25 protein-coding genes, 1 tRNA gene and 1 other RNA gene are annotated in these 25,295 nt (G+C 47.6%); 13 read left to right on the top strand and 14 right to left on the bottom strand.

Annotation, left to right across the window (positions count from 1 at the left end):
• Positions 1 to 52: 52 nt before the first annotated feature.
• On the bottom strand, positions 53 to 181 hold the full coding sequence (locus NIES2104_RS33365) for a hypothetical protein (protein WP_263970930.1): 129 nt from the start codon (positions 179 to 181) through the stop codon (positions 53 to 55).
• Positions 182 to 346: 165 nt separating this feature from the next.
• A tRNA-Leu gene (locus tag NIES2104_RS08275) sits at positions 347 to 427 on the bottom strand.
• Positions 428 to 805: 378 nt separating this feature from the next.
• Here NIES2104_RS08275 and murF point away from each other — a divergent pair.
• The 4 genes from murF to NIES2104_RS33800 all read left to right on the top strand — a co-directional run bounded on the left by murF (position 806) and on the right by NIES2104_RS33800 (position 6,316).
• Positions 806 to 2,143 (top strand): UDP-N-acetylmuramoyl-tripeptide--D-alanyl-D-alanine ligase, encoded by a 1,338-nt coding sequence (gene murF / locus NIES2104_RS08280; protein WP_058997516.1) that lies wholly within the window; start codon positions 806 to 808, stop codon positions 2,141 to 2,143.
• A gap of 189 nt (positions 2,144 to 2,332) precedes the next feature.
• On the top strand, positions 2,333 to 5,530 hold the full coding sequence (locus tag NIES2104_RS08285; RefSeq protein ID WP_058997520.1) for a hypothetical protein: 3,198 nt from the start codon (positions 2,333 to 2,335) through the stop codon (positions 5,528 to 5,530).
• Between the two features lie 211 nt (positions 5,531 to 5,741).
• Positions 5,742 to 6,020 carry a hypothetical protein gene (locus NIES2104_RS08290; RefSeq protein ID WP_058997522.1) on the top strand — a complete coding sequence of 93 codons (279 nt, stop codon included), beginning with the start codon at positions 5,742 to 5,744 and terminating at the stop codon, positions 6,018 to 6,020.
• An 11-nt stretch (positions 6,021 to 6,031) separates the two neighbouring features.
• Positions 6,032 to 6,316 (top strand): type II toxin-antitoxin system RelE/ParE family toxin, encoded by a 285-nt coding sequence (locus NIES2104_RS33800; RefSeq protein WP_225895306.1) that lies wholly within the window; start codon positions 6,032 to 6,034, stop codon positions 6,314 to 6,316.
• 138 nt (positions 6,317 to 6,454) lie between these two features.
• Here the strand turns inward: NIES2104_RS33800 and psb27 are convergent, their stop codons facing one another.
• Positions 6,455 to 6,853, bottom strand: coding sequence for a photosystem II protein Psb27 (gene psb27 / locus NIES2104_RS08300; RefSeq protein WP_058997523.1), 399 nt, complete (start codon positions 6,851 to 6,853; stop codon positions 6,455 to 6,457).
• Between the two features lie 184 nt (positions 6,854 to 7,037).
• Between psb27 and ssrS the strand changes: the two genes are divergently transcribed.
• The 3 genes from ssrS to NIES2104_RS08310 all read left to right on the top strand — a co-directional run bounded on the left by ssrS (position 7,038) and on the right by NIES2104_RS08310 (position 10,158).
• Positions 7,038 to 7,222, top strand: a non-coding RNA gene (gene ssrS, locus NIES2104_RS30585) — 6S RNA.
• Positions 7,223 to 7,546: 324 nt separating this feature from the next.
• A complete protein-coding gene (locus NIES2104_RS08305) occupies positions 7,547 to 8,845 on the top strand; it encodes a pitrilysin family protein (RefSeq protein WP_225895222.1) in 1,299 nt (432 codons plus the stop codon).
• 29 nt (positions 8,846 to 8,874) lie between these two features.
• Entirely contained in the window at positions 8,875 to 10,158 is a 1,284-nt protein-coding gene (locus NIES2104_RS08310; RefSeq protein ID WP_059001622.1) for a pitrilysin family protein, read from the top strand.
• Between the two features lie 54 nt (positions 10,159 to 10,212).
• Here the strand turns inward: NIES2104_RS08310 and NIES2104_RS08315 are convergent, their stop codons facing one another.
• Together NIES2104_RS08315 and NIES2104_RS31650 are read right to left on the bottom strand one after the other, a co-directional pair.
• Positions 10,213 to 10,902 carry a pentapeptide repeat-containing protein gene (locus NIES2104_RS08315; RefSeq protein ID WP_082689951.1) on the bottom strand — a complete coding sequence of 230 codons (690 nt, stop codon included), beginning with the start codon at positions 10,900 to 10,902 and terminating at the stop codon, positions 10,213 to 10,215.
• A gap of 436 nt (positions 10,903 to 11,338) precedes the next feature.
• Positions 11,339 to 11,512, bottom strand: coding sequence for a hypothetical protein (locus NIES2104_RS31650; protein WP_156426896.1), 174 nt, complete (start codon positions 11,510 to 11,512; stop codon positions 11,339 to 11,341).
• A 380-nt stretch (positions 11,513 to 11,892) separates the two neighbouring features.
• Here NIES2104_RS31650 and NIES2104_RS08320 point away from each other — a divergent pair, with 380 nt between their 5' ends.
• The gene (locus NIES2104_RS08320; RefSeq protein ID WP_156426897.1) at positions 11,893 to 12,303 is read left to right on the top strand and encodes a hypothetical protein; all 411 of its coding nucleotides are present in this window, start codon (positions 11,893 to 11,895) and stop codon (positions 12,301 to 12,303) included.
• A gap of 59 nt (positions 12,304 to 12,362) precedes the next feature.
• The gene (locus NIES2104_RS08325; protein WP_058997532.1) at positions 12,363 to 13,562 is read left to right on the top strand and encodes an S-layer homology domain-containing protein; all 1,200 of its coding nucleotides are present in this window, start codon (positions 12,363 to 12,365) and stop codon (positions 13,560 to 13,562) included.
• Positions 13,563 to 13,703: 141 nt separating this feature from the next.
• Here the strand turns inward: NIES2104_RS08325 and NIES2104_RS08330 are convergent, their stop codons facing one another.
• Entirely contained in the window at positions 13,704 to 15,662 is a 1,959-nt protein-coding gene (locus tag NIES2104_RS08330; RefSeq protein ID WP_225895223.1) for an AarF/ABC1/UbiB kinase family protein, read from the bottom strand.
• A 330-nt stretch (positions 15,663 to 15,992) separates the two neighbouring features.
• On the opposite strand from NIES2104_RS08330, the gene recN reads away from it, so the two are divergent.
• Positions 15,993 to 17,828: a DNA repair protein RecN gene (gene recN / locus NIES2104_RS08335; protein WP_058997536.1), complete on the top strand. Its 1,836-nt coding sequence runs from the start codon at positions 15,993 to 15,995 to the stop codon at positions 17,826 to 17,828.
• Positions 17,829 to 17,835: 7 nt separating this feature from the next.
• On the opposite strand, the gene NIES2104_RS08340 is transcribed toward recN, so the two are convergent.
• Both NIES2104_RS08340 and NIES2104_RS08345 read right to left on the bottom strand, forming a co-directional pair.
• Positions 17,836 to 18,255 carry an HNH endonuclease gene (locus NIES2104_RS08340; RefSeq protein ID WP_058997537.1) on the bottom strand — a complete coding sequence of 140 codons (420 nt, stop codon included), beginning with the start codon at positions 18,253 to 18,255 and terminating at the stop codon, positions 17,836 to 17,838.
• Entirely contained in the window at positions 18,252 to 18,599 is a 348-nt protein-coding gene (locus NIES2104_RS08345; protein WP_058997538.1) for a hypothetical protein, read from the bottom strand. The genes NIES2104_RS08340 and NIES2104_RS08345 overlap by 4 nt, the downstream gene beginning before the upstream one ends.
• Before the next feature lie 50 nt (positions 18,600 to 18,649).
• Here NIES2104_RS08345 and NIES2104_RS08350 point away from each other — a divergent pair, with 50 nt between their 5' ends.
• The gene (locus NIES2104_RS08350; RefSeq protein WP_058997539.1) at positions 18,650 to 18,880 is read left to right on the top strand and encodes a hypothetical protein; all 231 of its coding nucleotides are present in this window, start codon (positions 18,650 to 18,652) and stop codon (positions 18,878 to 18,880) included.
• On the opposite strand, the gene NIES2104_RS08355 is transcribed toward NIES2104_RS08350, so the two are convergent.
• Both NIES2104_RS08355 and NIES2104_RS08360 read right to left on the bottom strand, forming a co-directional pair.
• A complete protein-coding gene (locus tag NIES2104_RS08355) occupies positions 18,877 to 19,584 on the bottom strand; it encodes an anti-sigma factor domain-containing protein (protein WP_225895224.1) in 708 nt (235 codons plus the stop codon). The genes NIES2104_RS08350 and NIES2104_RS08355 overlap by 4 nt on opposite strands.
• 16 nt (positions 19,585 to 19,600) lie before the next feature.
• Positions 19,601 to 20,164: a sigma-70 family RNA polymerase sigma factor gene (locus tag NIES2104_RS08360; protein ID WP_058997544.1), complete on the bottom strand. Its 564-nt coding sequence runs from the start codon at positions 20,162 to 20,164 to the stop codon at positions 19,601 to 19,603.
• Between the two features lie 194 nt (positions 20,165 to 20,358).
• Between NIES2104_RS08360 and NIES2104_RS08365 the strand changes: the two genes are divergently transcribed.
• Entirely contained in the window at positions 20,359 to 20,898 is a 540-nt protein-coding gene (locus tag NIES2104_RS08365) for a thioredoxin family protein (RefSeq protein WP_058997547.1), read from the top strand.
• Here NIES2104_RS08365 and NIES2104_RS08370 read toward each other — a convergent pair.
• A complete protein-coding gene (locus NIES2104_RS08370) occupies positions 20,895 to 21,455 on the bottom strand; it encodes a thioredoxin family protein (RefSeq protein WP_058997549.1) in 561 nt (186 codons plus the stop codon). The genes NIES2104_RS08365 and NIES2104_RS08370 overlap by 4 nt on opposite strands.
• Before the next feature lie 23 nt (positions 21,456 to 21,478).
• Positions 21,479 to 22,219: an HAD family hydrolase gene (locus NIES2104_RS08375; protein ID WP_058997551.1), complete on the bottom strand. Its 741-nt coding sequence runs from the start codon at positions 22,217 to 22,219 to the stop codon at positions 21,479 to 21,481.
• Between the two features lie 82 nt (positions 22,220 to 22,301).
• On the opposite strand from NIES2104_RS08375, the gene NIES2104_RS08380 reads away from it, so the two are divergent.
• Positions 22,302 to 23,072 (top strand): hypothetical protein, encoded by a 771-nt coding sequence (locus NIES2104_RS08380; RefSeq protein WP_058997553.1) that lies wholly within the window; start codon positions 22,302 to 22,304, stop codon positions 23,070 to 23,072.
• Here the strand turns inward: NIES2104_RS08380 and NIES2104_RS08385 are convergent.
• A complete protein-coding gene (locus tag NIES2104_RS08385) occupies positions 23,069 to 24,175 on the bottom strand; it encodes a molybdopterin-dependent oxidoreductase (RefSeq protein WP_225895225.1) in 1,107 nt (368 codons plus the stop codon). The two genes, NIES2104_RS08380 and NIES2104_RS08385, sit on opposite strands and share 4 nt — an antisense overlap.
• 10 nt (positions 24,176 to 24,185) lie before the next feature.
• Positions 24,186 to 25,133: a calcium-binding protein gene (locus tag NIES2104_RS08390; RefSeq protein WP_058997555.1), complete on the bottom strand. Its 948-nt coding sequence runs from the start codon at positions 25,131 to 25,133 to the stop codon at positions 24,186 to 24,188.
• Positions 25,134 to 25,295 lie beyond the last annotated feature (162 nt).

A 25,295-nucleotide genomic window follows, 5' to 3' on the forward strand; every position in this document is an offset into this window, starting at 1 on the left:
CTTGTAGATCTACGGGTCTAGACCATTTTCAATTTTTGAATCAAAGTGAGGCTTATTCTTCCTCTTCCAGTTCGATCTCTTCTTCAGCCTGCTGACTTTCTGCGGCAATTTCTTCTAACGCTTTCTGAATCCAGAGTCTTGATAAATCAAGTAAGCTAACGCTATCAGGCACGGTCGTCATGGATTGATTCCTCCTTCTCTATCTTAGAGCGTAGCGAACTCTGTCTAAGGTTTCATGATTAGATCTACCTATTGAAACATTTGTTTACAATTCGTTGAATTTCTCAGATTTGGCTTCATTTGCACAACAAAAAAGGGAAGTGGTAAGCTTCCCCTTCTAACTATATGCGGATGGCGAGACTCGAACTCGCAAGGCAAAGCCACACGCACCTCAAGCGTGCGCGTATACCAATTCCGCCACATCCGCCTAAGCCTTAATTAGAATAGCAGAGAAGTGGCAAATTTGTGACAAAGATTTTTCAGAGTTGAAAATTTTGGAATTGTTGCAGAGTTCTGTTGCTCGATCGTGCTGGGTTGTGGTTTAAAGTTTTCTCACTGCGTTGTAACTCCGCCCCGGAATGGAATTCGGGGCTAACGGTGCGAAGTCCTTTGAAAAGGACTGAAGAGATATCAATTTGGCTTTTAGTCCCCTTTAGTGGACTTCGTTCGATTAGCCCCGAATTCCATTCCGGGGCGGGAGTGAACGAAGCGAAACGTTCTAAAGTACCCGCAAATCGGATGTAATCAAGGCAGTATACTCAAATGCGGTACACTCAGAACTTTATCAATTTCTAGAGAATTCTTCATGTCGTTTCATGCAACGCTCGATCGATTAATCGCAATCCTTGGGGCATCTTTCCAAAATCTACCGAGTTCGGACGCAAAAGGGATTACAACGGATACGCGATCGATTCAACCGGGCGAGGTGTTTCTAGCGTTGCGGGGTGAGCGGTTTGATGGGCATGATTTTGTGCGATCGGCAATTGAACAAGGTGCGATCGCGGCGATTGTTGATTCTGAGTTTGAAGCGGGTGATTTGCCTGTTCTGATTGTTCAAGATACGTTACAGGCATATCAAGCGATCGGGCATTGGTGGCGAAAACAATTCAAGATTCCGATCATTGCGATTACTGGCTCAGTCGGAAAAACGACGACAAAAGAATTGATTGCAGCGGTTTTATCGAAATACGGCAAAGTGCATAAAACGCAGGCAAACTATAACAACGAAATCGGAGTTCCAAAGACTCTATTGGAATTGAATTCGGATCATGATTTTGCTGTGATTGAAATGGGAATGAGAGCGCTCGGAGAAATTGCGCTGCTATCACAGATTGCAAGTCCAGATATTAGTGTGATTACAAATGTGGGAACGGCGCATATTGGGAGATTAGGATCGAGAGAAGCGATCGCACAAGCAAAATGTGAACTCTTAGCCGAAATGCCGGAAGATGCAGTTGCAATTCTGAATCACGATAATCCATTGCTGCTCGAAACTGCGAACACCATTTGGCATGGAAAATCAATCACCTACGGATTGCAGGGCGGCGATTTACAAGGGCAATTGATTGATACTGAAACGCTGAAAGTTAGAAACGATCGATACCCGTTACCGCTTCCGGGTGAGCATAATGCGCTTAATTTCTTAGCAGCGTTAGCGGTGATCAAAGCTTTAGATCTCGATGCTTCTAATTTAACCACAGGCGTTGAAGTGGAATTGCCAAGCGGACGGGCGCGACGGTATGAACTTTCTAATGATGTCGTGATTTTGGATGAAAGCTACAACGCGGGATTAGAATCGATGCTGGCTTCATTGAAATTGCTGGCTCAAACGAAAGGCGATCGCAGAATTGCCGTACTTGGAACGATGAAAGAACTCGGTGATTGGTCGATTCACTATCATCAACAAGTCGGTGAACAAGTGAAGGAATTAAAACTCGATCAATTATTGATTTTGGCTGATCCGGATGAAGCACAAGCAATGGCGATCGCAGCTTCTCCGATTCCTGCGGAAACTTTTACCGACTATACAGAAGTGATTGCCCGATTAAACGCTTTGATCCAACCTGGGGATCGACTATTGTTCAAGGCTTCTCGCGCGGTTGGACTCGATCGGGTTGTCACGGCTCTGATTCCGTCTAAATAAATACTGCGTACTCAGTATCGAACATTCGCACTTCTCAATTTCCTCCTTTTAGTCGATCGCCCCTATCCCCTGCGAAAGATGATGATCACTCTATAGATAGGCGATTCTGGCATCTAAAGTAGTGTTTCAAAATGACAGCTTCACTGACACAGTTACTTGTGTTAGGCGCAGTCTGATGAGGGAATTTCTATGAGTCAAGTCACAAATTTAACATGGGAACTCGGTCAGATCCTGGCGCAAGTTCCACTCGATCGAGGCGTAACAACCCCGGAGGAAGCCGCTTTGGTGTTTTCTGGTCCTCGATTTTTCGTTGCTTTAATTTCGGGAATTGTATTAGCATTTGCATTCCAATTACTGTTCACAAACCTATCCGTAGCGGCTGGGATTTCCTATCTGGGACGCTCTTCGGATGATCATGACACGCATTCTCATTCGAGCGGAAACGGCGGCGGTACGATTCGCAAGATCGGTTTTGCAGTCGGAATGTGGACATTGATCACCGTTACGATTTCGCTGTTTATCGCTTGCTTATTAGCGGTGAAATTGAGCTTGCTGACAACTGCGGGCTTAGGCGCGATCGTGGGTCTAGTGATCTGGGCGGCATATTTCACGCTGCTTGTCTGGGTTAGTTCTACAACCGTTGGATCGCTGATCGGTTCCGTAGTCAACACTGCAACCTCTGGGTTTCAAGCGATCGTAGGAACGGCAACCGCAGCACTCGGAGCAAAAGCCGTCAATCAGCAAGTCGTTTCGACCGCAGAAGCAGCAGCAGCAGCAGTCCGACGCGAATTAGGATCAGCAGTTGATCCTGCTAACATTCGCGATTCCCTCGAAGACTATATTGAGCGTCTCCGTCCAGCACAAATGGATTTCGGTCGAGTCCGTCGTGAAATCGAAGGCTTGGTGAACGATCCAGAACTACAAAATGTGGTCGGTGGTGGTTCGCCTACGGAAGTGATGGATCGTCTGCGAAATGTCGATCGCAATACGTTTGCGAAACTGATTAGCGATCGGACTGATTTATCAAAACGCGATGCAAATCGCTTAGTCGATCAGTTGGATGCAGTCTGGAAAGAAACGATCGGACGCTATCAGCCGCGCAAAGATCCCACTCAAGAATTAGTGGAATATTTGAAAACGGTGCAATCCGGGCAAGTCAACACCAATGATCTGAGCCGTCGTTTGGATCAGTTGACCGAAGAACTGCGCCGTCAGGGTCAAATGTTGCAGAACACCCAGCAAGATCAAATGTCGGGAATGCGGGATGCGTTCTCGAATTTGGCGCAACAAGGATCGAAGCCGCAGGAACAAGCGAGCTTAGTCGATCGAGCTGTGCAAATGGGTCTTTCAACCTTGATGGGAACAGTTGTTGGACGTACCGACCTGCACGATCTCGATGTTGAAAAGATCATTGGACAGATTCAATCGGTTCGCGACAAAGTGACCACAGGTGCACAGAAAGCGACTCAGCAAGTTTCTTCTGGCTTTAGTCCGATTAAAACGGATGTTGAGAACTATCTGCTGAATACCTATTCTTGGCACTTTAATCGCGAAACCTTGGACACTGAATTCCGCGAAGTCCTTTACGATCCAGAGGCTGATCCAGGTGCAGTCCGCCGCGAACTCGAACGCCTGAATCGCGGTGATTTTGTCAATCTCTTAACTCAGCGTGGAGATTTATCCGCTGCACGAGTCGCTGAGATTGCGGATCAACTCGAAACCATTCGCACAGCGATTCTCGGTCAAGTTCAAACCGCTGAAGAGCATACAGAAACAACCGATCTGCGGAGTCGGGTTGAAAACTATCTACGATCGACCGACAAATCCGAACTCAACCCGGATGCGATCGAGCGGGAAGTTTCATTGCTGCTCGAAGACCCCGAAGCTGGTTACGACGCGCTTAAGAACCGTTTAAGTCATTTCGATCGCGATACGCTGGTTCAATTGTTGGGACAGCGCCAAGACTTGTCACCGGAAGAAGCGGATCAAATCATCAGCCGCTTTGAAGGCACTCGCGATCGCGTGCTCAATTCGGCTCAAGAAGCTCAAAACCGCGTTCGTGCAGAAGCGGAAGCATTGCGTCTGAGAGTGGAATCCTACTTGCGGAACACCAACAAATCAGAACTCAACCCTGACGACATCAAGCGCGAATTTCAATTGTTACTGGACGATCCGCAAGCTGGAGCGGCTGCACTCCGATCGCGATTAAGCCATTTCGATCGCGATACCTTTGTTCAATTGCTATCGCAACGTCAGGACATGACTCCTGAAGAAGCCGATCGCATTGTGTCTCAGATTGAAGATGTCCGTCGTAACATTCTTCACGCGCCTGAACGAGTGGTTCACACCGCGAAGGATCAGGTCGATTATGTGACTTCAACGATCGACCAAGTTCTTCGCAATACCAATCGCGCAGAACTCGATCCCGAAGGCATTAAGCGTGATTTGAATGTCTTGCTCAATGATCCGAAAGCAGGTGCATATCGCTTAAGAAGAAGACTGTCTCAAGTCGATCGCGATACCATTGTTCGACTGTTAGCACAGCGTCCTGATTTAACCGAAGCTCAGGCAAATCAACTGGTCGATCAAACGTTAGCTTCGATTCGCAGTGTGGTACGTTCTCCGCGTCGTTTGGCATCGAGAACCCAACAGCGGGTGCAAAACTTCCAATCCACCTTTGAGAACTATCTGCGGAACACACACAAAGAAGAACTCAATCCCGATGGCATCAAGCGCGATTTACAGTTGCTCTTACGTGATCCACGGGCTGGTTTTGGAAGTTTTAGCGATCGCTTATCGCACTTCGATCGCGCCACGATCGTCGCGCTCTTATCTCAGCGCAACGATATGACCGAAGAAGAAGCCAACCGCATTGTTGATCAAGTGCTGTCTGTGCGTGAGCAATTCATGGCACAAATCCAAGCAATTCAGCACCGGATTCAAAGTGTGATTGACGGCATTCTCGATCGCATTCGCAACTATCTCAATTCGCTCGATCGTCCCGAACTGAACTACGACAGCATTCGCGCTGATGTGCGTACGATGTTCCACGATCCACAGGCTGGATTTGATGCGTTACGCGATCGGTTGGGTAGCTTTAATCGCGATACGGTTGTTGCTTTGTTGTCTTCTCGTGATGACATTTCTGAAGCGGAAGCAAATCGGATTGTCGATCAAGTCGAGAATGCGAGAACTTCGGTCTTGCGTCGAGCAGAGCGGATTCAGACTGAGGCACAGCATCGGTTAGAAGAAGTGAAGCGGCAGGCGAAGAAGCAGGCAGAAGAAACTCGTAAAGCGGCGGAAACGGCGGCTTGGTGGCTGTTTGGAACGGCGTTAGTGTCGGCTGGCGCGGCAGCTTTGGCGGGTGCGTTGGCAGTTGGACTGTAGGCTTCGTTTGAGGGGGTTTGTGCCCCCTAAATCCCCTATTCTGGGGGACTTTGAGATAGGAAGCCTTTAAGACGAATGTGAAAAGATCCTGGTAGTGAGTGTTCTACCGGGATCTTTTTGTTTGAGCGATCGACTTCATGCAATCCGCGATCGTCATTTGTAAAATTTGACAGTGCTACACTGAACTCACAACACCGTCATTGTTCAAAGAATGAACATTAACCTGACTCCCGAACAAGCCCAGATCGTTCAGCAGAAGTTGCAGAGCGGACGTTATCAAACCTTGGATGATCTTCTCGCTCAAGCCTTCCAACTGCTCGACGATTGGGAGGAACAAAGCTTAACTGAAGACCCAAATTGGATCGACTCAACCCGCCGAAAAGTCGATGCAGCGGTTCAGTCATTAGATCAAAACGGTGGAACAGACGGCGAAACGGTGGTCAATCAACTTCTCGATAAATTTCGACAGGCTCGGCAAAATCAAGGATGAGCTAATACGTTATTTCCGATGAAGCGATTCAAGATCTCGACGATATTTCTGATTACTTTCTACAAACAAGTGTGGAAGCAGGCGAACAGTTCCTGATTGCTTTTAATGCAAGATGTCAGCAACTCGTTAGCTTTCCTAATCTAGGACGTAGTTATGCTCACATTCGCTCTGATCTACGGGGGTTGTCAGTGCGTGGCTTTATTATTTTGTATCGAGTGAGCGGAATAGACGATCTGGCTAGAATCGAAATTTTGAGAGTTGTCAGCGGACGACGGAATTTAGAAGCACTGTTTTAAGCCTCGGTTACCATCGCGTCTTTAAACGATAGAGTATTTCCGCTTAAAACGCGATCGACGCTCGAATCACATTCTTTCAAGATGAAAAAGACCCAGGCGCGGGGACTTGCTGCCTGGGTCTTATCGTGTCAAATTCAATTAGTTGCCGCGCTTAAGTGAGGCTTCGACTTGACTGAACTCGGTATTTAATCGATCGATCATTTTCTGCGGCACTGGACGATTCGGATACGAGCTGTAGTGTCCTGCCAGCGAATTTAATGCTGTTCGCATCGTTGTAAAAGAACTCAGCTTTGCCAGCGCCGTATCGCGACGATAACGGGCAGCAAAATCATTGATTAGTTTGCGAGCATCGCCTTGAATTGCCGCTTTGTTCGGTGCATCGGCGGGGAGCGTTATCGCAGTTTTGAGGGTATTAATCACCGTGAGAGTATCATCACGGTAGTTGCCCGTCAGACCACCCGGTGCATTGGTACACCCGACAAGCCCGATCGCGACAACCATCACTAGCGCCAGCAGGCGAGACAATAAGCGCTTCATAAGCAGTTCGCGTTAAATGAACAAAAGTAACAGTCTTTTCATCGTACCGTGATTAGGAGCGGTGGGATCGGAGGAGAAAAATTTCAATCGATCGGAAGATTCGCGATCGTTCTCTTCAATTCGTTGGTGAGGGAATTGAGCGATCGCTTCCCAACTCGAAATCGACCCGCTAGAATAAGTGAAGGATTTGCTGCGGCGTTGGTGACTGCCAACAATGTTTTATGATCTATGTTTTTTGAATCTGGGAGTCAATATTGACGGATGGCAGTAGACCGAGCTTGTACTCGGAAACTTTATATCCGTTCCATCGACACCCACCTGGTTTCGACCAGGTCAAAAGCTGAGGTAAGACGGCGCTGCGGTGTCCTACTTTGATCCCTTGCTAGTTTAGTGAGGGAATTTTTATTGTCAAAAATTATGTTGAGAATCAGTTTCTAATTCCGTTTTGTGCAAAGAATGTTCTAATTAAATTGATGAGTTGCGTCACGAAATCTCTGCATTTTGGCGCAAGAAATCCAGAATAAATAGCTACAAGAATAAATCTATAGCGCTAATGTTGTCATATAGACCTTGCGCTTGTCAGTCAACGAGATCACATTCGGTTTTTTCGAGAACTATCCCCAATTCTGTTATTCAGTTAGTCCCTTGAATATTCATCGATCGCCCCAACTTTCTCTGTCCCTTCCTGCGACTGTGCATCGATTAGACAATGGTTTGACGCTGATTCACCATCATCTTCCCGCTACCGGAGTCAGCGCGATCGATGTCTGGGTCAATGCAGGCTCGATCGTCGAACCCGATGAATGGTCGGGAATGGCGCATTTTCTAGAGCACATGATTTTCAAAGGAACGCAGCGGATCGCACCCGGAGAATTTGATAGCGCGATCGAGAATCGGGGCGGGATGACGAACGCTGCGACGAGCTACGATTATGCTCACTTTTATATGACCACTGCATCGAAAGATTTTGCAGAGACATTGCCTTATTTAAGTGAATTGCTGTTGAATGCAGCAATTCCAGAGGATGAATTCGATCGCGAAAGAGAAGTCGTACTCGAAGAAATTGCCCAAACGTATGATGATCCTGATGCGATCGCGTTTCAAGTGCTCTCTGAACTCGTTTATCAGCGGCACCCTTACGGGCGACCGATTTTAGGCACCGAAGAAAGTTTAATGCCGCGATCGGCAGACGAAATGAGGTCGTTTCATCGATCGCACTATCAACCGGAAAACATGACCGTTGTCATTGCAGGGGATGTTGATTTAGATCAGGCGAAACTTCAAGTCGAAAAAGCCTTTCACCCTTTTCCTGATTCCGGTTCTTGCCCGCGTCATGAAGCCGAAGCTGAACCTCCAATTACCAGTATTCGACGGGAAGAATTGCATCTTCCACGATTGGAGCAAGCTCGATTGTTGATGGCTTGGATTGCTCCAGGAGTCGAACCGTTCACCTGGCACGATGAAGAGAATCTATTGCCTTGGAAACGGTTCGATCGCTCAAATCAGCAAGACCCTCTTAAAGCTGCCTGCGGACTCGATTTGCTCTCTGCGGTTTTGGCATCCGGGCGAACTTCTCGATTGATTCAGGAATTGCGTGAAGAGCGGCAACTGGTACAGGCGATCGATTGTAGTTTTTCACTCCAGCGCGACTCAAGTTTGTTCACGATCGCGGCATGGCTTGATCCGAAAGATTTAGAGCGCGTTGAAGCTTTGATTTGCGATCGCTTATCTCATCTGATGACGATTCCCATTTCTCGTGCCGAACTCGATCGGGCTAAACGGTTACTCTGCAACGATTACGCTTTCTCGACCGAAACCCCCGGACAGCTTGCAGGACTGTACGGCTATTATCATTCGATGGCAGAGATTGAAGCTGCGATCGCGTATCCGCACTGGATTCAATCGTTTACCGCTGAAGATTTGCGCGATTTAGCCAGCCATTATCTTTCGCCGTATCACTATGCCGCGATCGTGGTGAAACCAGATTGCTAGAATCAACAGATGTCTTTTGTACAACGATCGTGACCTCAACAATTGCCTCGCCCCAAAATCGAACGATTCACCGAACTGTCCTGAGCAATGGCATCACCGTTCTCGTGACCGAAAATCCGTCTGCTGACATCATTGCAGCGCGTCTCTTTTTCAAAGCAGGGACACGCTGGGAGCCACACAACAAGGCGGGACTTTCCCACCTCGTCGCGGCGGTGATGACCAAAGGAACAGAGCGGCATTCATCTTTAGAAATTGCGGAGCGGGTGGAATCGATCGGGGCAAGTCTCAGCACAGATGCCGCATCGGACTACTTTTTACTCAGTTTGAAAACGGTGTCGGCAGATTTCTCGGAAATGCTGATGCTGGCAGGAGAACTTTTACGATCGGCAACTTTCCCAGAATCCGAAGTCGAACTCGAACGCCGATTAACTTTGCAAGCGATCCGATCGCAGCAAGAACAGCCCTTTACCGTAGCACTCGATCGCTTACGTCATGCAATGTACGGCGATCATCCGTATGCGCTCTCAGGTCTAGGAACGACCGAAACTGTTGAGCAATTAACCCGCGAGGATTTGCAAACATACTACAAAACGCACTTTCGCCCGGATAATTTGACGATTAGCATTGCAGGTCGAATTACAGCAGATCAAGCGGTGTCACAAGTTGAGAAAATTCTGGGCGATTGGACAGCACCTGCGATCGCGATCTCACAATTAACGTTACCCAGCATCACACCGAATCCGATTCGGAATACCGTTCCACAAGAGACGCAGCAATCGATCGTCATTCTTGGTTATCATGCGCCATCGATTCAAGCCGATTTGATGGAAGATTACGCTGCTTTAAAACTGTTGAACACCTATTTAGGCAATGGTTTATCGAGTCGATTATTTGTCGAACTGCGAGAAAAACGAGGATTAGCGTATGAAGTGTCTGCGTTTTACCCGACTCGATTAGATACGTCGTATTTTGTCACGTACATGGGAACGGCTCCGACAAATACCGCGATCGCGCTTTCGGGCTTGAAAACCGAAGTCGATCGTCTTTGTGCCGCACCTTTAAGTGAGGAAGAAATCCAGGTTGCGAAAAACAAGCTACTCGGACAATACGCGCTAGGGAAACAAACGAATTCGCAACTAGCACAGATTTTCGGTTGGTATGAAACGCTGGGATTAGGGGTTGAATTTGATACGCAGTTTCAAAGCGCGATCGCTAGTGTGAGTGCAGAAGCAGCACAAGAAACGGCTTGTCGATATTTTGGCGAACCGTATATCTCGCTATTGGGACCTGAGAATGCGATCGCAACCGCATGAAAAAGGAGACACATCAGCTTTGCTAAAGGTGCTTGCGTCTCCCTCCTGCATTTCCTAAACTTCAAAGATTGCGCCGCGTTGAGTCAAATCCCGTTTTGCTTCTCTCGAAAACCAGCGAGGATTGTTAAATCGGGTTCTCTCAACATTAGCACCGACAAAATTCGTGTCTGATAGCGTTGCGCCGCGTAGGTCTGCACCCGCTAAATCTGCACCATACAGACTTGCACCACTCAAGTCCGCGTTAATCAGATGTGCTCGTCGCAGCGTGGCATAGCTCAGATTCGTCTCATTCAGGTTCGTTCCGTTCAAATCTGCACTGGTCAACATCGATCGACGAACATCGGCATAACTCAACTTCGCATCGGTCAAGATAGCACCGGTTAAGTTTGCACTATCTAAGGTGGCATTCACCAGAATCGCACCGGATAAATTTGCATTAATCAAAGTGGCTCCGGTGAGCGTCGCATCGGTCAAGTTTGCGTGCGTGAGATTGCTGCTAATCAGTCGAGCATCCGTCAAATTGGTGCTAATCAAACTTGCGCCAACGAGGGTCGCTTCGATCAAGTCGGCTTTGGACATATTTTTCGATCGCAGATCGATTCCACTCAGATTTGCTTCTGAGAAATCTCGAATCGGATCGAGTCCGGCAATGTTTGAGAGTGCAAAAAAGTCGTCGGTTTCAGCGGTCTTGACTTGTTCGATTAAGTCTAAAAGAAGTTGAAGAGATTGATCGGTGGTCATCATATTTGCCTTGCCTAACTGAGACCATGTGGGGACACAGGACGCTGCACAGTTAGGAATACAAGGTGGCTCTAGTCGATTTCGTAAAAAGTACCGTCAGAGCCATCGTAATCTTGCAGAGGGTCGCCTGTCTCAGTCCGTATAAACAACCCCAAACCTGTGAGAAGTTAGGAACTACATTGTAGTACAGGCAAAGCAAGTTAGTCTTGTTTTTGACAAGACTATATCTCAGGATAGAGAGCGGGTAATCTTTAAAGTTCTTCGCTTCGGTGAGTCCCGCCCCGGAATAGAATTCGGGGCTAATCGTGCGAAGTCCGTTGAGACGGACTGAAGAGATTTCAACTGGTTTTTAGTCCACTGAAGGGGACTTCGTTCTGTTAGCCCCGAATTCTATTCCGGGGCGAGTCAGTAGCGCAGTGAAAAATCTTCAAACCCCGCCCTAACGATCAAGATGACTTTGTTGATAGCGTCTTACCAACTGCTCGATCACGGCTCTTTTGTTGCTGCTGAGATTCTTGGGAATCAGCGATTCGAGCTTAGCGCGATCGTTCAATTGTTCCGGTGACTGCTGGGATTGAGTCGCAGTTTGACCGTTTTGGTTGGAAGAAGACATGGTAAGACTTGGGGTAAATAAACTGCAATGATGAGCAAATCGAACCTGTCAATGGCGCGGATCAAGTCACTGACAGCTTGTGAGGTAATATCCTCTGATAGTTCCACTATAGCCTGGGCGACTTTGCGATCGCAGTCCCTAATCGGGTAGTGGTATCCGGAGTGAACCCTGCTGATTCCTTGACCCAGGATAGCACCGTCATTCTAAGTACGCTGCGGATATATAAAATCTTTATGTCAACGAGTTTGAAGTCTAATTATAGAGAATTGCAAAACAACTCAGAATTTCAGCGAAAAATCCGCTAATTTATAGAGCATAAAAGCCTCCAAACTTTCGTCTCGATACCTAGCTCCAACATGAAAATACACTTGGATCGAAAGTTGACAACTTGCCCTAAAAAACTAATTTGCACCGTTCGCAACACTGCATTTGAGGTAGGCAAAATTCGACTTCTTCTGTATACCGATCGTGGACTTCTCTTAGGCGATCTTTCCCCCGAATGTCTAAAACTTTCTGCCTCTGAAATCCGCACAAAACTCCGAGAACGCGCTTGTGCGATGTTGCAAGATGACAATCCCGATCTCGATTCTCAAAGAGATTCTGCATTAGAACTGTTGCAGGCGGCTCAAGAACATGTCCGGTTTCCCGCCGCGTTTGATTGGTGGTTGAAGAAATTTGAAATCTTTTCTGAAGAGTCTCAAGAAGTCGAAGCGACTCGCAGCGGGCTTTCTGACTATTATGTGCTGGAAAGATCGCGCTTACAGAAAATGCTCGACGACGATCGCGACTAACCCAAACTGAAGCCGATTTGCGCTAGTGTTGACGAAGTAATGATGGATGTTCGATCGTGATGTCGCTTCAGAAAATTACGGCTTCTTTTGGGTTGGCAATGCTTTGTGTCTTGCCGCTATCGAGTTGTTCAAATTCGCTGCGAGATTCGCTGGCGGCTGACCCAAGACTGACGGGGACTGCAACCCCCCAAGCTTCTCCTCAATCAACGGCACAATTGCCGCCCACGTTTCCGGCAGAAATTCCCAAGTATCCGAACGCAACTTTAGTAGAAGCGCGATCGACCGGAAGCACTCCGGTAGAGCAGAGTACGGATTTGTTTACGCGCTGGTCGAGTGCAGACGATCGCGATCGCGTCTTCAATTTCTACCGCGATGAACTGCAAAAGAACGGCTGGACGTTGAATGAGCAGAATGCAGAACAAGGACGACTGGTGGCATCGCGTCAAGGTTTAAGGATTGGTATCGGGTTGGCGACGGCTCAGAGCGGGGTGAATTTCTCGATCGAAACCAAATCCGAACAAACGGCACAAGTGACCGAATCACCCGCTGCAAGTCCTTCTCCGACTCCAGGAACTTCTAATCCGAGCTTCTCAGATATCGAGAAAGCACCTCAAGAACTGCGATCTTTCATCGGAGATTTGGCGCAGCTTGGCGTTCTGACGGGTCAGACAAAAGACAATAACACGCTGTTTGAACCGAATAAGAATGTGACACGGCGAGTTTATGCGCGATGGTTGGTTGAAGCGAACAATCGGATTTATCGCGATCGACCTGCGCGTCAAATTCGCTTAGCGGTCGAAACGGGACAAACGGCGTTTCGAGATGTGTCCGCGAAAGATCCCGATTTTTCAGTGATTCAAGGATTGGCAGAAGCGGGATTGATTCCCAGTTCGCTATCGGGCAGTAGTAGTGCAGCGTTATTTCGACCGGACGCGCCTCTGAGTCGGGAAGATTTGATTCTGTGGAAGATTCCGGTAGATACCCGTCAGCCGTTGCCGAATGCCACGATCGATTCGGTAAAACAAACCTGGGGATTTCAAGATGCGAGTCGGATTGATGCGAATGCGCTAAGAGCGGTGTATGCCGATTTTCAGAATGGCGATCAGGCGAACATTCGACGGGCGTTTGGGTTTACGACGATTTTTCAGCCGAAGCGATCGGTGACTCGTGCAGAGGCGGCGGCGGTGTTGTGGTATTTCGGATTTCAGGGGGATGGGATTTCGGCGCAGCAGGCGTTGAAGGGTGAGAAACCGCAATAGGGCGATCGGGGTTTTGGGGATGTTTTGGGGACGATCAATTTCGGGGAACCAATTGACAAATTCTGCATTTACCCGATGCCGTAGAGACGCGATTAATCGCGTCTCTACCCGGATTTCGGCGTTGGGTTGCACGTACGATCGTTAACGCACAACCGTTAATGCCGCCGAGGGTTGCACCGTCGATCGCTGATTTAATTCATCTTTTAACAACACTTCCCGAATCAATCGAGCTGCCAATCGCTGAGTAAAATCGCTCACAATCTGTTGCCCCATCTGCTGGGTTTCCGGTTTCGCTAACAGTCGCGGAATCAAAGACAAAATCTTAGTTTGATTAAATCCGCGTGTTTCTCTCAGAATGTTCCATACTCGTTTGAGATGGTCTAGAGTGGCTTGATTTTCCGGCGGTAATGGTGGACGTTCCACCGCTAATCCAACTCGTTCACGGAAACCATACGAAAGATTTCTCCAAGCAGATTGACTGAGAGAATCGATCGCTTTAACAATTTCATTCACTAAATTGGCGCGGATAAATTCACCTCGATCGCTAAACAGATAATCGGTTGCTTGATCGAGTGCCTGATCCAAGTTGTAATCCGAATTGTCTCTGGCATTCTTCAGCAAGTTCTCTAAACGATTCCAGCGGAAGCTACCATCTTTGAATAAAAGATCGCGCAATGATGCCCGAAGTTCTGGAGCCGGATCGGTCAAGAGCCGCTTGGAAACGTACGGATAGGCTTTGCTCAGCACTTTGAACTCAGGATCGACATTGATTGCGATTCCTTCTAAGGTGACTAGCGATCGAATAATTAACGCAAAAAATGCAGGCACCTGAAACGGATATTCGTACATCAACGCTGACAATTTATCGGTAATGCTTTTGATATTGATTTCTGCAACAGAAGCGCCTAATGCCTCGTTAAATACTTCTGCAAATGCTGGAACGATCGGAGTGAGATCCATCGTGGGAGATAAGAAACCAAGATTCACATAATCTTGAGCCAAACCCTCGAAATCCCGATTGACTAAATGCACGATCGCTTCGATCAATCCATACCGCTGATAGGGTTCAACCTGGCTCATCATGCCGAAATCAAGATACGCTAATCGTCCATCGGGCATCGCTAATAAATTTCCAGGATGTGGATCAGCGTGAAAGAATCCGTGCTCTAAAAGCTGTCTGAGCGAACATTGCACCCCAACATCGATTAAGTGCGTCGCATCAATGCCCTGATCGCGAATCGCATCGAGTTGAGTCAGCTTCATTCCGGTAATCCATTCCATTGTCAGAACGCGGCGACCCGTAAACTCCCAGTAGATCTTCGGGACATAGATTTCTGGCAAATGCCCGTAGAGGTCTTGGAATCGTTCAGCGTTGCGACCTTCCTGGGTGTAGTCCATCTCTTCAAAGATGCGAGTCGCTAACTCGTCCGCGATCGCAACGAGATCACTTTTCACGCGCTTGACGTTTTTCATCACCCATCCTGCCAATCGCCGCAGAATGAACATATCGAGCGCGATACTTTGAGCCAGTCCTGGACGCTGAACTTTCACCGCCACCGTTTCGCCCGTTTTCAGCTTGGCTTTGTACACCTGACCAAGAGAAGCCGCTGCGATCGGTAACGGACTCAGTTCGTCATAAATCTGATCCGGAGTTTTGCCCAACTCTTCTCGAATAAACTGAAACGCGACTTCATTCGGAAACGGCGGCAATTGATCCTGAAGTTTGGTTAATTCTTCTAAATAAGTGGGCGGCACTAAGTCGGGTCGGGTCGAGAGTGCTTGTCCGATTTTGATAAAAGCCGGACCCAAATTCGTCAGCATCTCGCGCAGGTGAATCGCTTGTTTCTGCTGATTTTTAAGGCTATTTCCAGTGAACCGATCCCACCAAAGCCGCACAGCAAAAAAGAGAAACGGTAGAAAAATGCCAAACGTCCGTCGCCAAACCGACAGCGATCGCGTCCGATAATACGCCGCAATTAAATCGGGGTCATAGCGCAAAACGGTCATGTCCGCTTGATTCGGAACCAGCGCTAACTCCGATGTGATCAGTCCATTCTCAGTACGAATAAAGGGAAGCGAGTCAGGCGCTTCAGGAGTCATAGCGTGGGACGGATTAGAAGTTGGGTTCATCGATCGACACCGGAGGCAATTATTATGTAACGTATTGTAACAAGAAGCATTCGAGGACTTCCTGTTTTCAGTTAATCATTTTGGCGAAGCCTTGAGGGGATTCGCGATCGCCAGATTACCGAATCACTCCTATCAGGAAATCCTCATCAAGAACGAGAAGCGGGTAGAAATCTTAATTCATCTCCCTCTTGACGCTTTCTTAGAACGGATTTACTATAGTCAAAACCAAATCATGCTTGTACTCCAGCCTGTCCTCGCTAACATGGAAAAGAAGTGCAGATCGTTGTTTTGTGAGTCTTCATGCTATTGTCCCTGCGGATCGAAAATTTTGCGCTGATTGATCACCTCGACTTGACGCTTGGGGCAGGACTGCACGTTCTGACCGGAGAGACAGGTGCCGGAAAATCGATTATTTTAGATGCGATCGATGCCGCGCTCGGTGGCAAGGTCACAGGTCGGGCAGTCCGAACCGGAGAAGAACGCGCCTCGATCGAAGCGACGTTCCGAGTGAATGACTTGCTGAAATCTTGGTTCGAGCAAGAACAAATCGATTTGCTCGATGACGAGCTTGCGGTTTGTAGTCGTGAAATCGTCGCGCTTGGTTCTGGACAGCGGAATCGATCGAGAATTAACGGCGTTTTGGTGAACAAGCAGCAAATGGAAGCTTTGCGCGATCGCTTAGTCGAAATTACGGCACAAGGGCAAACGGTTCAACTCGGACAGCCCGGACTTCAACGTGATTGGCTCGATAGCTACGGTGGTGTAGCGCTTCTAAAACAGCGAGAAGTCGTGTCTCAGGTATATTCGAGCTACCAGCAAGCCGCACAAGCTCTAGAGAAACGGAAACATTCGGAGAAACAACGCTTACAGCAGCTTGATTTATTCGACTATCAACTGCGCGAACTGAATGCTGCGAACTTGAACGATCCAGATGAGTTGGATTATTTAGAGCAAGAACGTAAGCGGTTGAGTCACAGTGTCGAATTACAGCAGCAAAGCTATCAGGCTTACCAAGCCTTGTATCAGAACGAGAACGGTGAAGATGCCTGTGCAGACCTACTTGGCAAGGCAGAAGGCTTACTCACCGACATGGCGCGGTATGACGAGCAAATTCAACCGATTCTAGAAATTGTCACTTCTGCGCTTGCTCTCGTCGAAGAAGCAGGACAGCAAATCAACGCTTACGGAGACGATCTCGAAACTGATCCACAACGATTACAGGAAGTTGAAGAACGGGTTGTTGAACTGAAGCAAATTTGCCGGAAATACGGTCCGAATTTGAGTGATGCGATCGCACTTCAACAATCGCTTCAAGCCGAACTTGAAGAACTCACCGGTGCAGGACAATCGATCGAGGAACTCGAAAAACTCACCGAAACCCGCAAAGCTCAATTAACCGAAGCGTCCTTGCTTCTGACCCAATTGCGCCAGTCCACTGCTCAAGGTTTAGAAGCGCGACTGATTGCTGAATTGAAACCGCTGGCAATGGAAAAGGTGCAGTTTCAGGTTGGAATCACGCCAATTTCGCCAACCGCAGCAGGAAGCGATCGCATCACGTATCTTTTTAGTCCAAATCCTGGTGAACCCCTGCAACCGTTAACCGATATCGCATCGGGCGGGGAAATGAGCCGATTTTTACTCGCGTTGCAGGCTTGTTTTTCTCAAGTCGATTCGGCGGAAACCTTGGTATTTGACGAAATCGATGTTGGGGTTTCTGGTCGAGTCGCACAAGCGATCGCAGAAAAACTCTACCAACTCGGACGACATCACCAAGTTCTTTGTGTGACTCACCAACCGATTGTAGCAGCCATGGCAGATCACCATTTCAACGTGGCGAAACAAGTGGTCGAAATCAGTCACGAAGCCCAGAACGGTAACGGAGCAACTCCGGATTTAAGAACGATCGTGAAAGTGAATTTGCTTAATCAAGAACAACGCCGTCAAGAGTTGGCACAGTTAGCGAGTGGACAAGTCGGCTCGACCGAGAACGCCACGACCGAGGCAGCGGCGATCGCGTTTGCAGATTCGCTACTGGCACAAGCCGCAAGCCTACGAAATGGAGGAACGGTTGAGGCATTACCAGAACCTGTGGAAGCACCACCGAAGAAAAAAGCGCGATCGACTCGAAAGCGTTAAAGCTTTTTTACTGTAATAGTTCTGGCGCGATCAATAACAATCGTTGTCTTTCTTCAATTCGCTCATTGCCATTTAGTTGAAGAAGTTCGATCGTTGTTCTACCTTCGGGTGTGAGTCCAAACAGAGATGCTTGATCAAATCTAAAATGGTCTGACCATTGCTGAGTTCGAGGATTGAACAGAAAAGAAAAATCACCCGTTTGTGGATCGAATGAGCCTAAATCTGATCCCTTATGCCGATTGCACCGCCAACAGGTCAGCGCTAAGTTTTCTGCGATCGTTTCACCTTTGTGTTTCTCGGCAATCACATGGTCAATCTCATGGGAATAAAATGCAACTCCAGCAGGCAAGCGGCAATACTCGCATCTGAAGTTCGCTCTATTCTCAACTTGGCGACGTAGAGGAGCAGGAATATATGTCGTACTCACGAGGCATTGAGTAAAGCTTGCAAATTGTTCGTTTTCAGCAAGATGATCAAATGCTCAATATGCTCATATTCATCTAATTCAGCTTGTTCGATCGACGTTAAATTTCCCGTCTTGCTTCGCGCTAAAAGGAGCTGAAGCCGCTCCTGCATTTCATCGGTCGGTTTGAAGGCTGCAATCTGCTCAGGAGTAGGATTTTGGCTAATGAAATCGAGAATGTATCGGTAGAAATTAGCCGGGATTGCGGGCTGTCGCAAGCTCAACGCCAACAACTCTGGCAAGCGATCGCCTACTGCCGTAAGCTGCTGTAACAACTCGTCTGGAAGTTCTAGGGTAATTTTCGCCATAACAAGAGAAACAGAACCTTTTCAATCCTATTACGATTAAGCTAACTCAAATGCAGTTCTGTCAGATTAGTAAATGGCTGGAAATCCAACATGCAAGACTTCTACACACTAATCCGAATGATTCAAAAGGCTCCTTCGATGTATTTGGGGAGACGATCGACATTGTATTTGGGGAGACGATCGACATTCTGCAAGATATGAATACTTACACAGCAGAGCATCATCAAGAGTCTGCCTTTGAAGACCTCTTCCAAGCCGTCTCAGACAAAATCAATTATTAAAGCTGCGAGGTCAAAACGGCTTTTCCTTGATGGCGCTGAGGGGCTGCCGCATCTTCCGAGGTGACTGCGACCCGCGTGACCAAATTGCCCGTTCGATACACCTTGGGAACCGGAATCGTTTGTGTAGCATTTCCTTGAGCATCGACGGTAAACGCTACTGTCAAAATCGCATTCTGACGATCGACGGTGAAAGGCGCTTCGGGTTTTAGTACTGTCCAAAGCGCATACACTTTTCCAGGTGGCAACGGGGGCAAATTCTGAACGGTTAACACTCCTTCTAGCGTATTTGGGTCAACCTCGAACTTCGCGGAAGCTTCTTTTGCTCTTGCTGTGCCTTGAAGTGCAAAATTGAGTTCGGCTAATCTTTGTGTTTCAGCCTGTGATTGGAGCAGCGATCGACGTAACGCATAGTTCTGAATACCCAATGCAGCAATTATTGCCGCAGCGGCAACATTCAGGATGCGGTTCCAAGGAATCGATCGACGAGTCCGGACGGTTGTATTCAGAATCGCTGAACGTAAACGAGCAGGAGGCGCAACTTCGGGTGGATCGTAAGCCAGTGTTAGAGTTTCCTGCATTTGTTCTACTTCTTGGGCGATCGCTGGATTTTGCTCTAACAATCGCTCGAATTCTGCCACCTCAGCCGGATCGAGATCGCCGAGGACATACCCAGCGATCAAGAGTTGTAAGTGTTCTGAAGACATCGACGACAGCATAGGATTAGAGAAACTCAGTAAGGATTTGGCGAAGTTTGAGGAGACTGCGACGGGTGCGGGTTTTGACGGTTCCGAGGGGGAGACTTAAGCGATCGGCGATTTCTGATTGACTCAAGCCTTCGTAGTACGCCAATTGTAGAAGTTGCTGTTCGGCTTCTGAGAGTTGGGTGAGGGCGGATTGGACGGCTTCGGATTGTTCAGTGCGGAAAATCTCTTCAAGTGGGACATTCGGGGTGGCTTCGGGTGTATTGGGTTTTAACCGGGCTAAGAATGATACGGATGAGTTGCGCGATCGTATTCGATCAATTCCTCTCGATCGCGTTAAAACTGCCAAATAAGTCTTGAGCGAACCGCGTTTCGGGTCGTAAGAATTTGTGCGCGTCAGACTCAGAAATACGTCTTGTAACAGATCCTCGGCTTCTTGAGGGTTGCTCAATGTCTTGATCGCGATGCCATAAACGAACGCGCTATATCGATCGTACAAAATTCCTAATGCAGACGGCTGCCCCGCCTTCATCGCAGCATAAATCTCTGCATCGGTTCGATTGTCAGGAAGATCAGGGGGCATAGCGATCGCAGAACAAGACGTTCGAGAGGAACGTTTCATCAGTGGACTTTAACTTAGCACTGGATGGATGTTCTAGTATTCGTAGCCCTAATATTTCTTCATCAATAAGAGCGCAGAGTTTGAGACTCAAAGTGTAAGTTTTTTCGGCAAGCTGGTCTATAACTGGAAAGACAAAACCGTTTCAGTTGCTACCCATGGACAGTCCCCTTATCGGTAAATATGCACCTGACTTTGAGATTCCTGGTGCAGATGGAGCGATTCACCACTTAGCGCGATATTTGGAGCGTCATCGAGCGATCGCAGTGGTTTTTATGTGTAATCACTGTCCGTATGTGAAGCTGTATCTCGATCGCTTAAAGCAACTTCAAACTGAATTGCAATCTCAAGGTATGACGCTCATCGGGATCAATCCAAACGATGAAAAGCAGTTTCCTGAAGATTCTTACGAAAAGATGCAGTCTTTTGTCACAGAGCATCAATTGAATTTTCTATACCTGCGCGACATGAATCAGGATGTGGCGCATTCGTTTAATGCAGAGAAAACGCCGCATGTGTTTCTGTTAGATCAAAAAGGAATTGTGCAGTATGCAGGTGCGATCGATGACAATGCTCAAGATGCAACTGCGGTAAAGACGCCGTATTTGAAAAATGCGATCGCGGCTCTTTTGAATGATGACGCGATCGCACCTGTTTCGACGGCTCCGGTGGGTTGTTCGATCAAGTGGCGCGATTAGGATTTTTCCACGACTTGGCTACCGTGACCACGTGGATCACCTGGATTAGCGCTGACGGGTGCAGAGAATTCTGAAGTTTGCCCGATGCTTTGGGCGTGAGGCAGATTCGAGCCAGTCGATAACGCGATGAGATTGTCTTCGACGATCGATTTCGGTTGTTCGCCGATTGCTTGAGCGATCGCATTGCCTTTTTGATCCATGTAGACAAAGTGAGGAATGCCATCGACGCGGTAATGAAGGATTTCAGGCAGCCACTTCTCGTTATCGACATTCAGCATAACGAAATTAACGCGATCGCCGTAGCTATCTTTGAGCGATTTTAACTCTGGAGCCATTGCCTGACAGCTTGTACACCAATTTGCATAAAACTCCATCAGCGTCGGTTTGCCGTTCGTGAGTGCGACTTCTAAAGGAGTCGAAGCGGCGGACATTTCATTAAGGGAAACGCCTGTGTTTTGTGTGCGGAGTCCGAGCGCCATCGCGACCGAAAGCGCGATCGCGGCTAGGACAATGAGGAAGTTGCGGATACGCGCCGCAGTCGGGGTTGAAGTTTCCATAGTGCATTCGTGTCTTGCCTCTTCTAGAGTACCGCGTCTACGAATTCACAGAATCCCAGACCTTCAGGTTGAGTTGTAATGTAGGTGGGTAAATGTTCTAGCTGTGTTTGATAGTGCTGAATGTTGGCAACGCCGATCGACATGGGAAATTGTCCAAACAAGCTTTCATCATTTGGGCTATCTCCGACCGTTGCGATTTGCTCTAGTGTGTATTGTGGAAAGTGCTTTTCTAGAACCTGCAATAGTCCTTGTGCTTTGTCTTGATTTGCTAATTTAATATGACATTGAACATTGCTATAAGTGAAGCCAAAGTCGTTATTCTGACAGAGTGAGTTTAGTCGTTTTAGGTCTTCGAGATTCAATCCAGACACATCAAAAGTCCAATCCGTTAAGCGAAAAGCGTTGTCATTCGATTCTTGAATTTTTGGGAAGAACGATCGCAATTCCAAAAACATTTCTGCTAATCTTTGACGATGCAATTTGATATCAGAAATGGGCACTAATAACTCCTGAGTTTCGCCTTGATAAAACAATCCGCCATTTTCCGCGATCGCACCCACGATCGGTAAATAATTCACCAGTCCGCTCACCCATCCGGCAGATCTTCCGGTCACGATCAAGACTGAAATTCCGGCTTGATTTAATCGATCGAATGCTTGTAATAATTGAGGCGTGAATTTTTGATCGATCGTCAAGGTTCCATCCATATCGGTCGCGATCAATCGGATGGAATTCAAATTAGCAGCACGGTTTAGCGGTTTCATCTTTTTGCAAAAATCACTGAGTCAATTCATTGTTTCATCTGGGCATTCTGAAAGCGAACGATCTTCGCTCTGAGAAAGTCATATGTTGCTTCAGATAGTTTCCCCCCTACTGGCTCAAGCTGCCAAACCCGTTAAGACTCAACCTGCATCCAGACCGCCAGCGCAAGCGGGTAGCAATATCTGGATGATGACTTCGGGCGGACTTTTCTTGCTGCTCGTGGTTCTGGGTGTTTTCTCGACGCTCCAAGCCAACAAGCTGAAAAAACAAGTGAAATTTGAAGTGCTGAAGAATCGGGAATATCAGAAAAAACTCAAATATGCCGTGGAAACGATCGGGAAAATGGAGCGCAACCCTGATTTGATTCACTCGCGGGAATTTAACTTAGATTATTTGCGGATGCGGATGGCGGAAGAAGTGTTTCACTTCGCGATCGTCAATCAAATCAAAATCAAAGTCAAAGATAAAATCACGCTGGCATTACGTCCGACTCAGGCAAATCAGGGCGAAATCGGCATTGCCAGCACAGGTCGCCAAGTCGATGAAATCTTTGATGTGCTGTATAAAACGGGTGAAACGGCACAATCGACGAGAGTTCTTTTTCGGATTCAAATCAAGATTCTCAAGCTTCCGACTCAGCCTACTTCGGTGACGATTAATCAAATTATTGATTGTTTTGAAACTTTCTTGAGTCCGACTCACGAGAATGATACTTGGCAGCCTGCAATTCAAGGCAGAATCGCGAATATGCGCTGGGATCAGAACGCGAAACCAACCCCATTATTGGTGTTAGAGCAAACGCAAGAAGGATCAAATGTGACCTTTAGAACGAATCGAATGGCGAATAAATCCTAGCCTTCTAGTGTTGCCTGAATGCGTAAAATTCCAGAGCTGCCGTCTCGATCGTTGGAATCGTCGATCGCTTGCTGTTGCCGTCCTGAAGTGGCTCGTGCCATTAGCGAATATTTTCCAGCCCGATCCGGTTTCCAGAGATGCCGCCACAGTGTCCATTCATGCGGCGATTCAGGGCGATTCTGTTCTGCTGTTTGCCACGTTGAACCGTTATCAGTGCTGATTTGAATGGTTTTGATTAACGTTGATCGATCTAACGCCATTCCTGCAAGTAAAACACCTTGTTCCCACGTATCACGCGTCAAAGTCACCTGATGCCGCTTATTCCACACTCTCGTATCTTGCACTTGTCGCATCAGGGAATGGGTCGGAATCTCTGCGGTATTTGACCAACCTAGATTCTCCCACAGTCCGGTTTTGCGTTTCGCGATCGCGTCAATGCCGACAATCCATTTCGGTTGCTTTTGCCCAAAATGTCCTGGAATTAAGATTCTCACTGGATAGCCGTGTTCAGGCGTGAGCGGCTTCCCATTCATTTGATGCACCAATCGCACCTCTGGGCGCAGCAATTCTGCTACGGGTAACGTCGTTTCGTACCAGTCAGCGCCTTTCATTGAAAACTCGATCGCGTTCGGTTTCACTCCTGCTTTTTTCAAGAACGGTAAAATCGGAGTCCCCGTCCATTGAGCATTGCCGATTAAATTCCCGCCTGCTGGATTCCCGATACATTCCATCGTGAGATAAAACTCTTCCTGCGGTGCATTGAGAATGTCTTGCAGCGTTAGCTCGATCGATTGATTCACTTCACCACCGATCTTGAGCCGCCATTTTTCTGCATTCACTTGAGACGGCAGAGCATAAGACTGCACGTAAAACTCACCCAGCGGCGTGATCAAATGATCAGGAATCGGTGCATTCGGATCAAGTGAGAATAAAAGATCTTTGGGTTGCGATCGGCATCCACCTAAAACGCTTGCTGCAATCAAGCCGCCTGATGTCTGACCGAGTAATTTCAGAAGTTCTCGACGGTTCACGAGGAATTTAATGATCGTTACATTGAGATTATACCGAGTTGAAGCTTCCCGCTGAGTGTCAAGAAGCTCCAACTCTCGAATGCTAAGCCTGAATAATGAAATCTGCGATTGACAAGGGTGAACTTAATGAAGTTCCGAAGAGGGCAAATTGTCCACCAGAGCCAAATCCTGCTAGGCTGCCATTCTGGTTGTAGAACAAGCGACGAGCCGAGGAATTGTAGACGATCGTGGCGCTACTCGTTGCGGCTGCCGTATCCGTTGTCACAGTTGCAAAATCCCCCACTACATTAAATCCGTTCCCTGCTCCACTTCTGAGTGCGGTAAATGTGGTTTTGTCTAAAACAATTTTGTCTGTTCCAACCGTAAAACCCTGAATGATATCAACCTCGATCGTGCTTGCATTAAAGACAGCATTCGTATCAAAAACAAAGCGATCGCTGCCATCTCCACCATTCAGCGTATCGGTTCCCAACCCACCGTTCAGAATGTCGTTGCCTGCGCGTCCAGTCAAGCTGTCATTTCCTAAACCACCGAGTAACGTATCTGCATAATTACCGCCACTGATATTATCGTTTCCTTCACGTCCATCAAGGAATACAGCTCTCGTTGCAAGAGAACCAGTAATGCTATTGTCTAAGACGTTACCAATCCCGCCATCACCATCTCGTAGCAGTAGGTTTTCAACATTTGCTGGCAATGTATAAATGCCTTGAAAGCCGTACCAAAGTTCAACGATGTCTCGAATGCCCTCGTTAGCGTATTCGGTGACAATATCGTTAAACTCACGAACCCAATACGTATCTTCTCCCTTGCCGCCAAATAAGCGATCGATGGCTCCATCGACGTTTCCAGAGCGTAAACTATCGTCTCCGTCGCCGCCGTATAGAGTGTCACTGCCCGCAAGCCCAATTAGAACATCGTTGCCCCCGAATCCATACATCACATCATTCGTCGGTTGAGTGCCTCCTCCACCAAAGAGATTATCGCCATAAAACACGTCTGAACTTGATGTACCGTTATAGACTGCCATGATAACTGTCTCCTGAAATTCTGATGCTGTGTGACATCTACTACTAAAGAATGTCAGTAAAATTATAGAGGAAGGCAATGGATTAAAAATTAAGCAAAAATAAATAATCCGAATGGATTCCTCAAAAGCGCAGCAATTATTTCGTTAAAACGAGAAAAATGA

The organism is Leptolyngbya sp. NIES-2104 (genome assembly GCF_001485215.1).
In the GTDB taxonomy this organism is placed as follows: Bacteria; Cyanobacteriota; Cyanobacteriia; order Leptolyngbyales; family Leptolyngbyaceae; genus Leptolyngbya.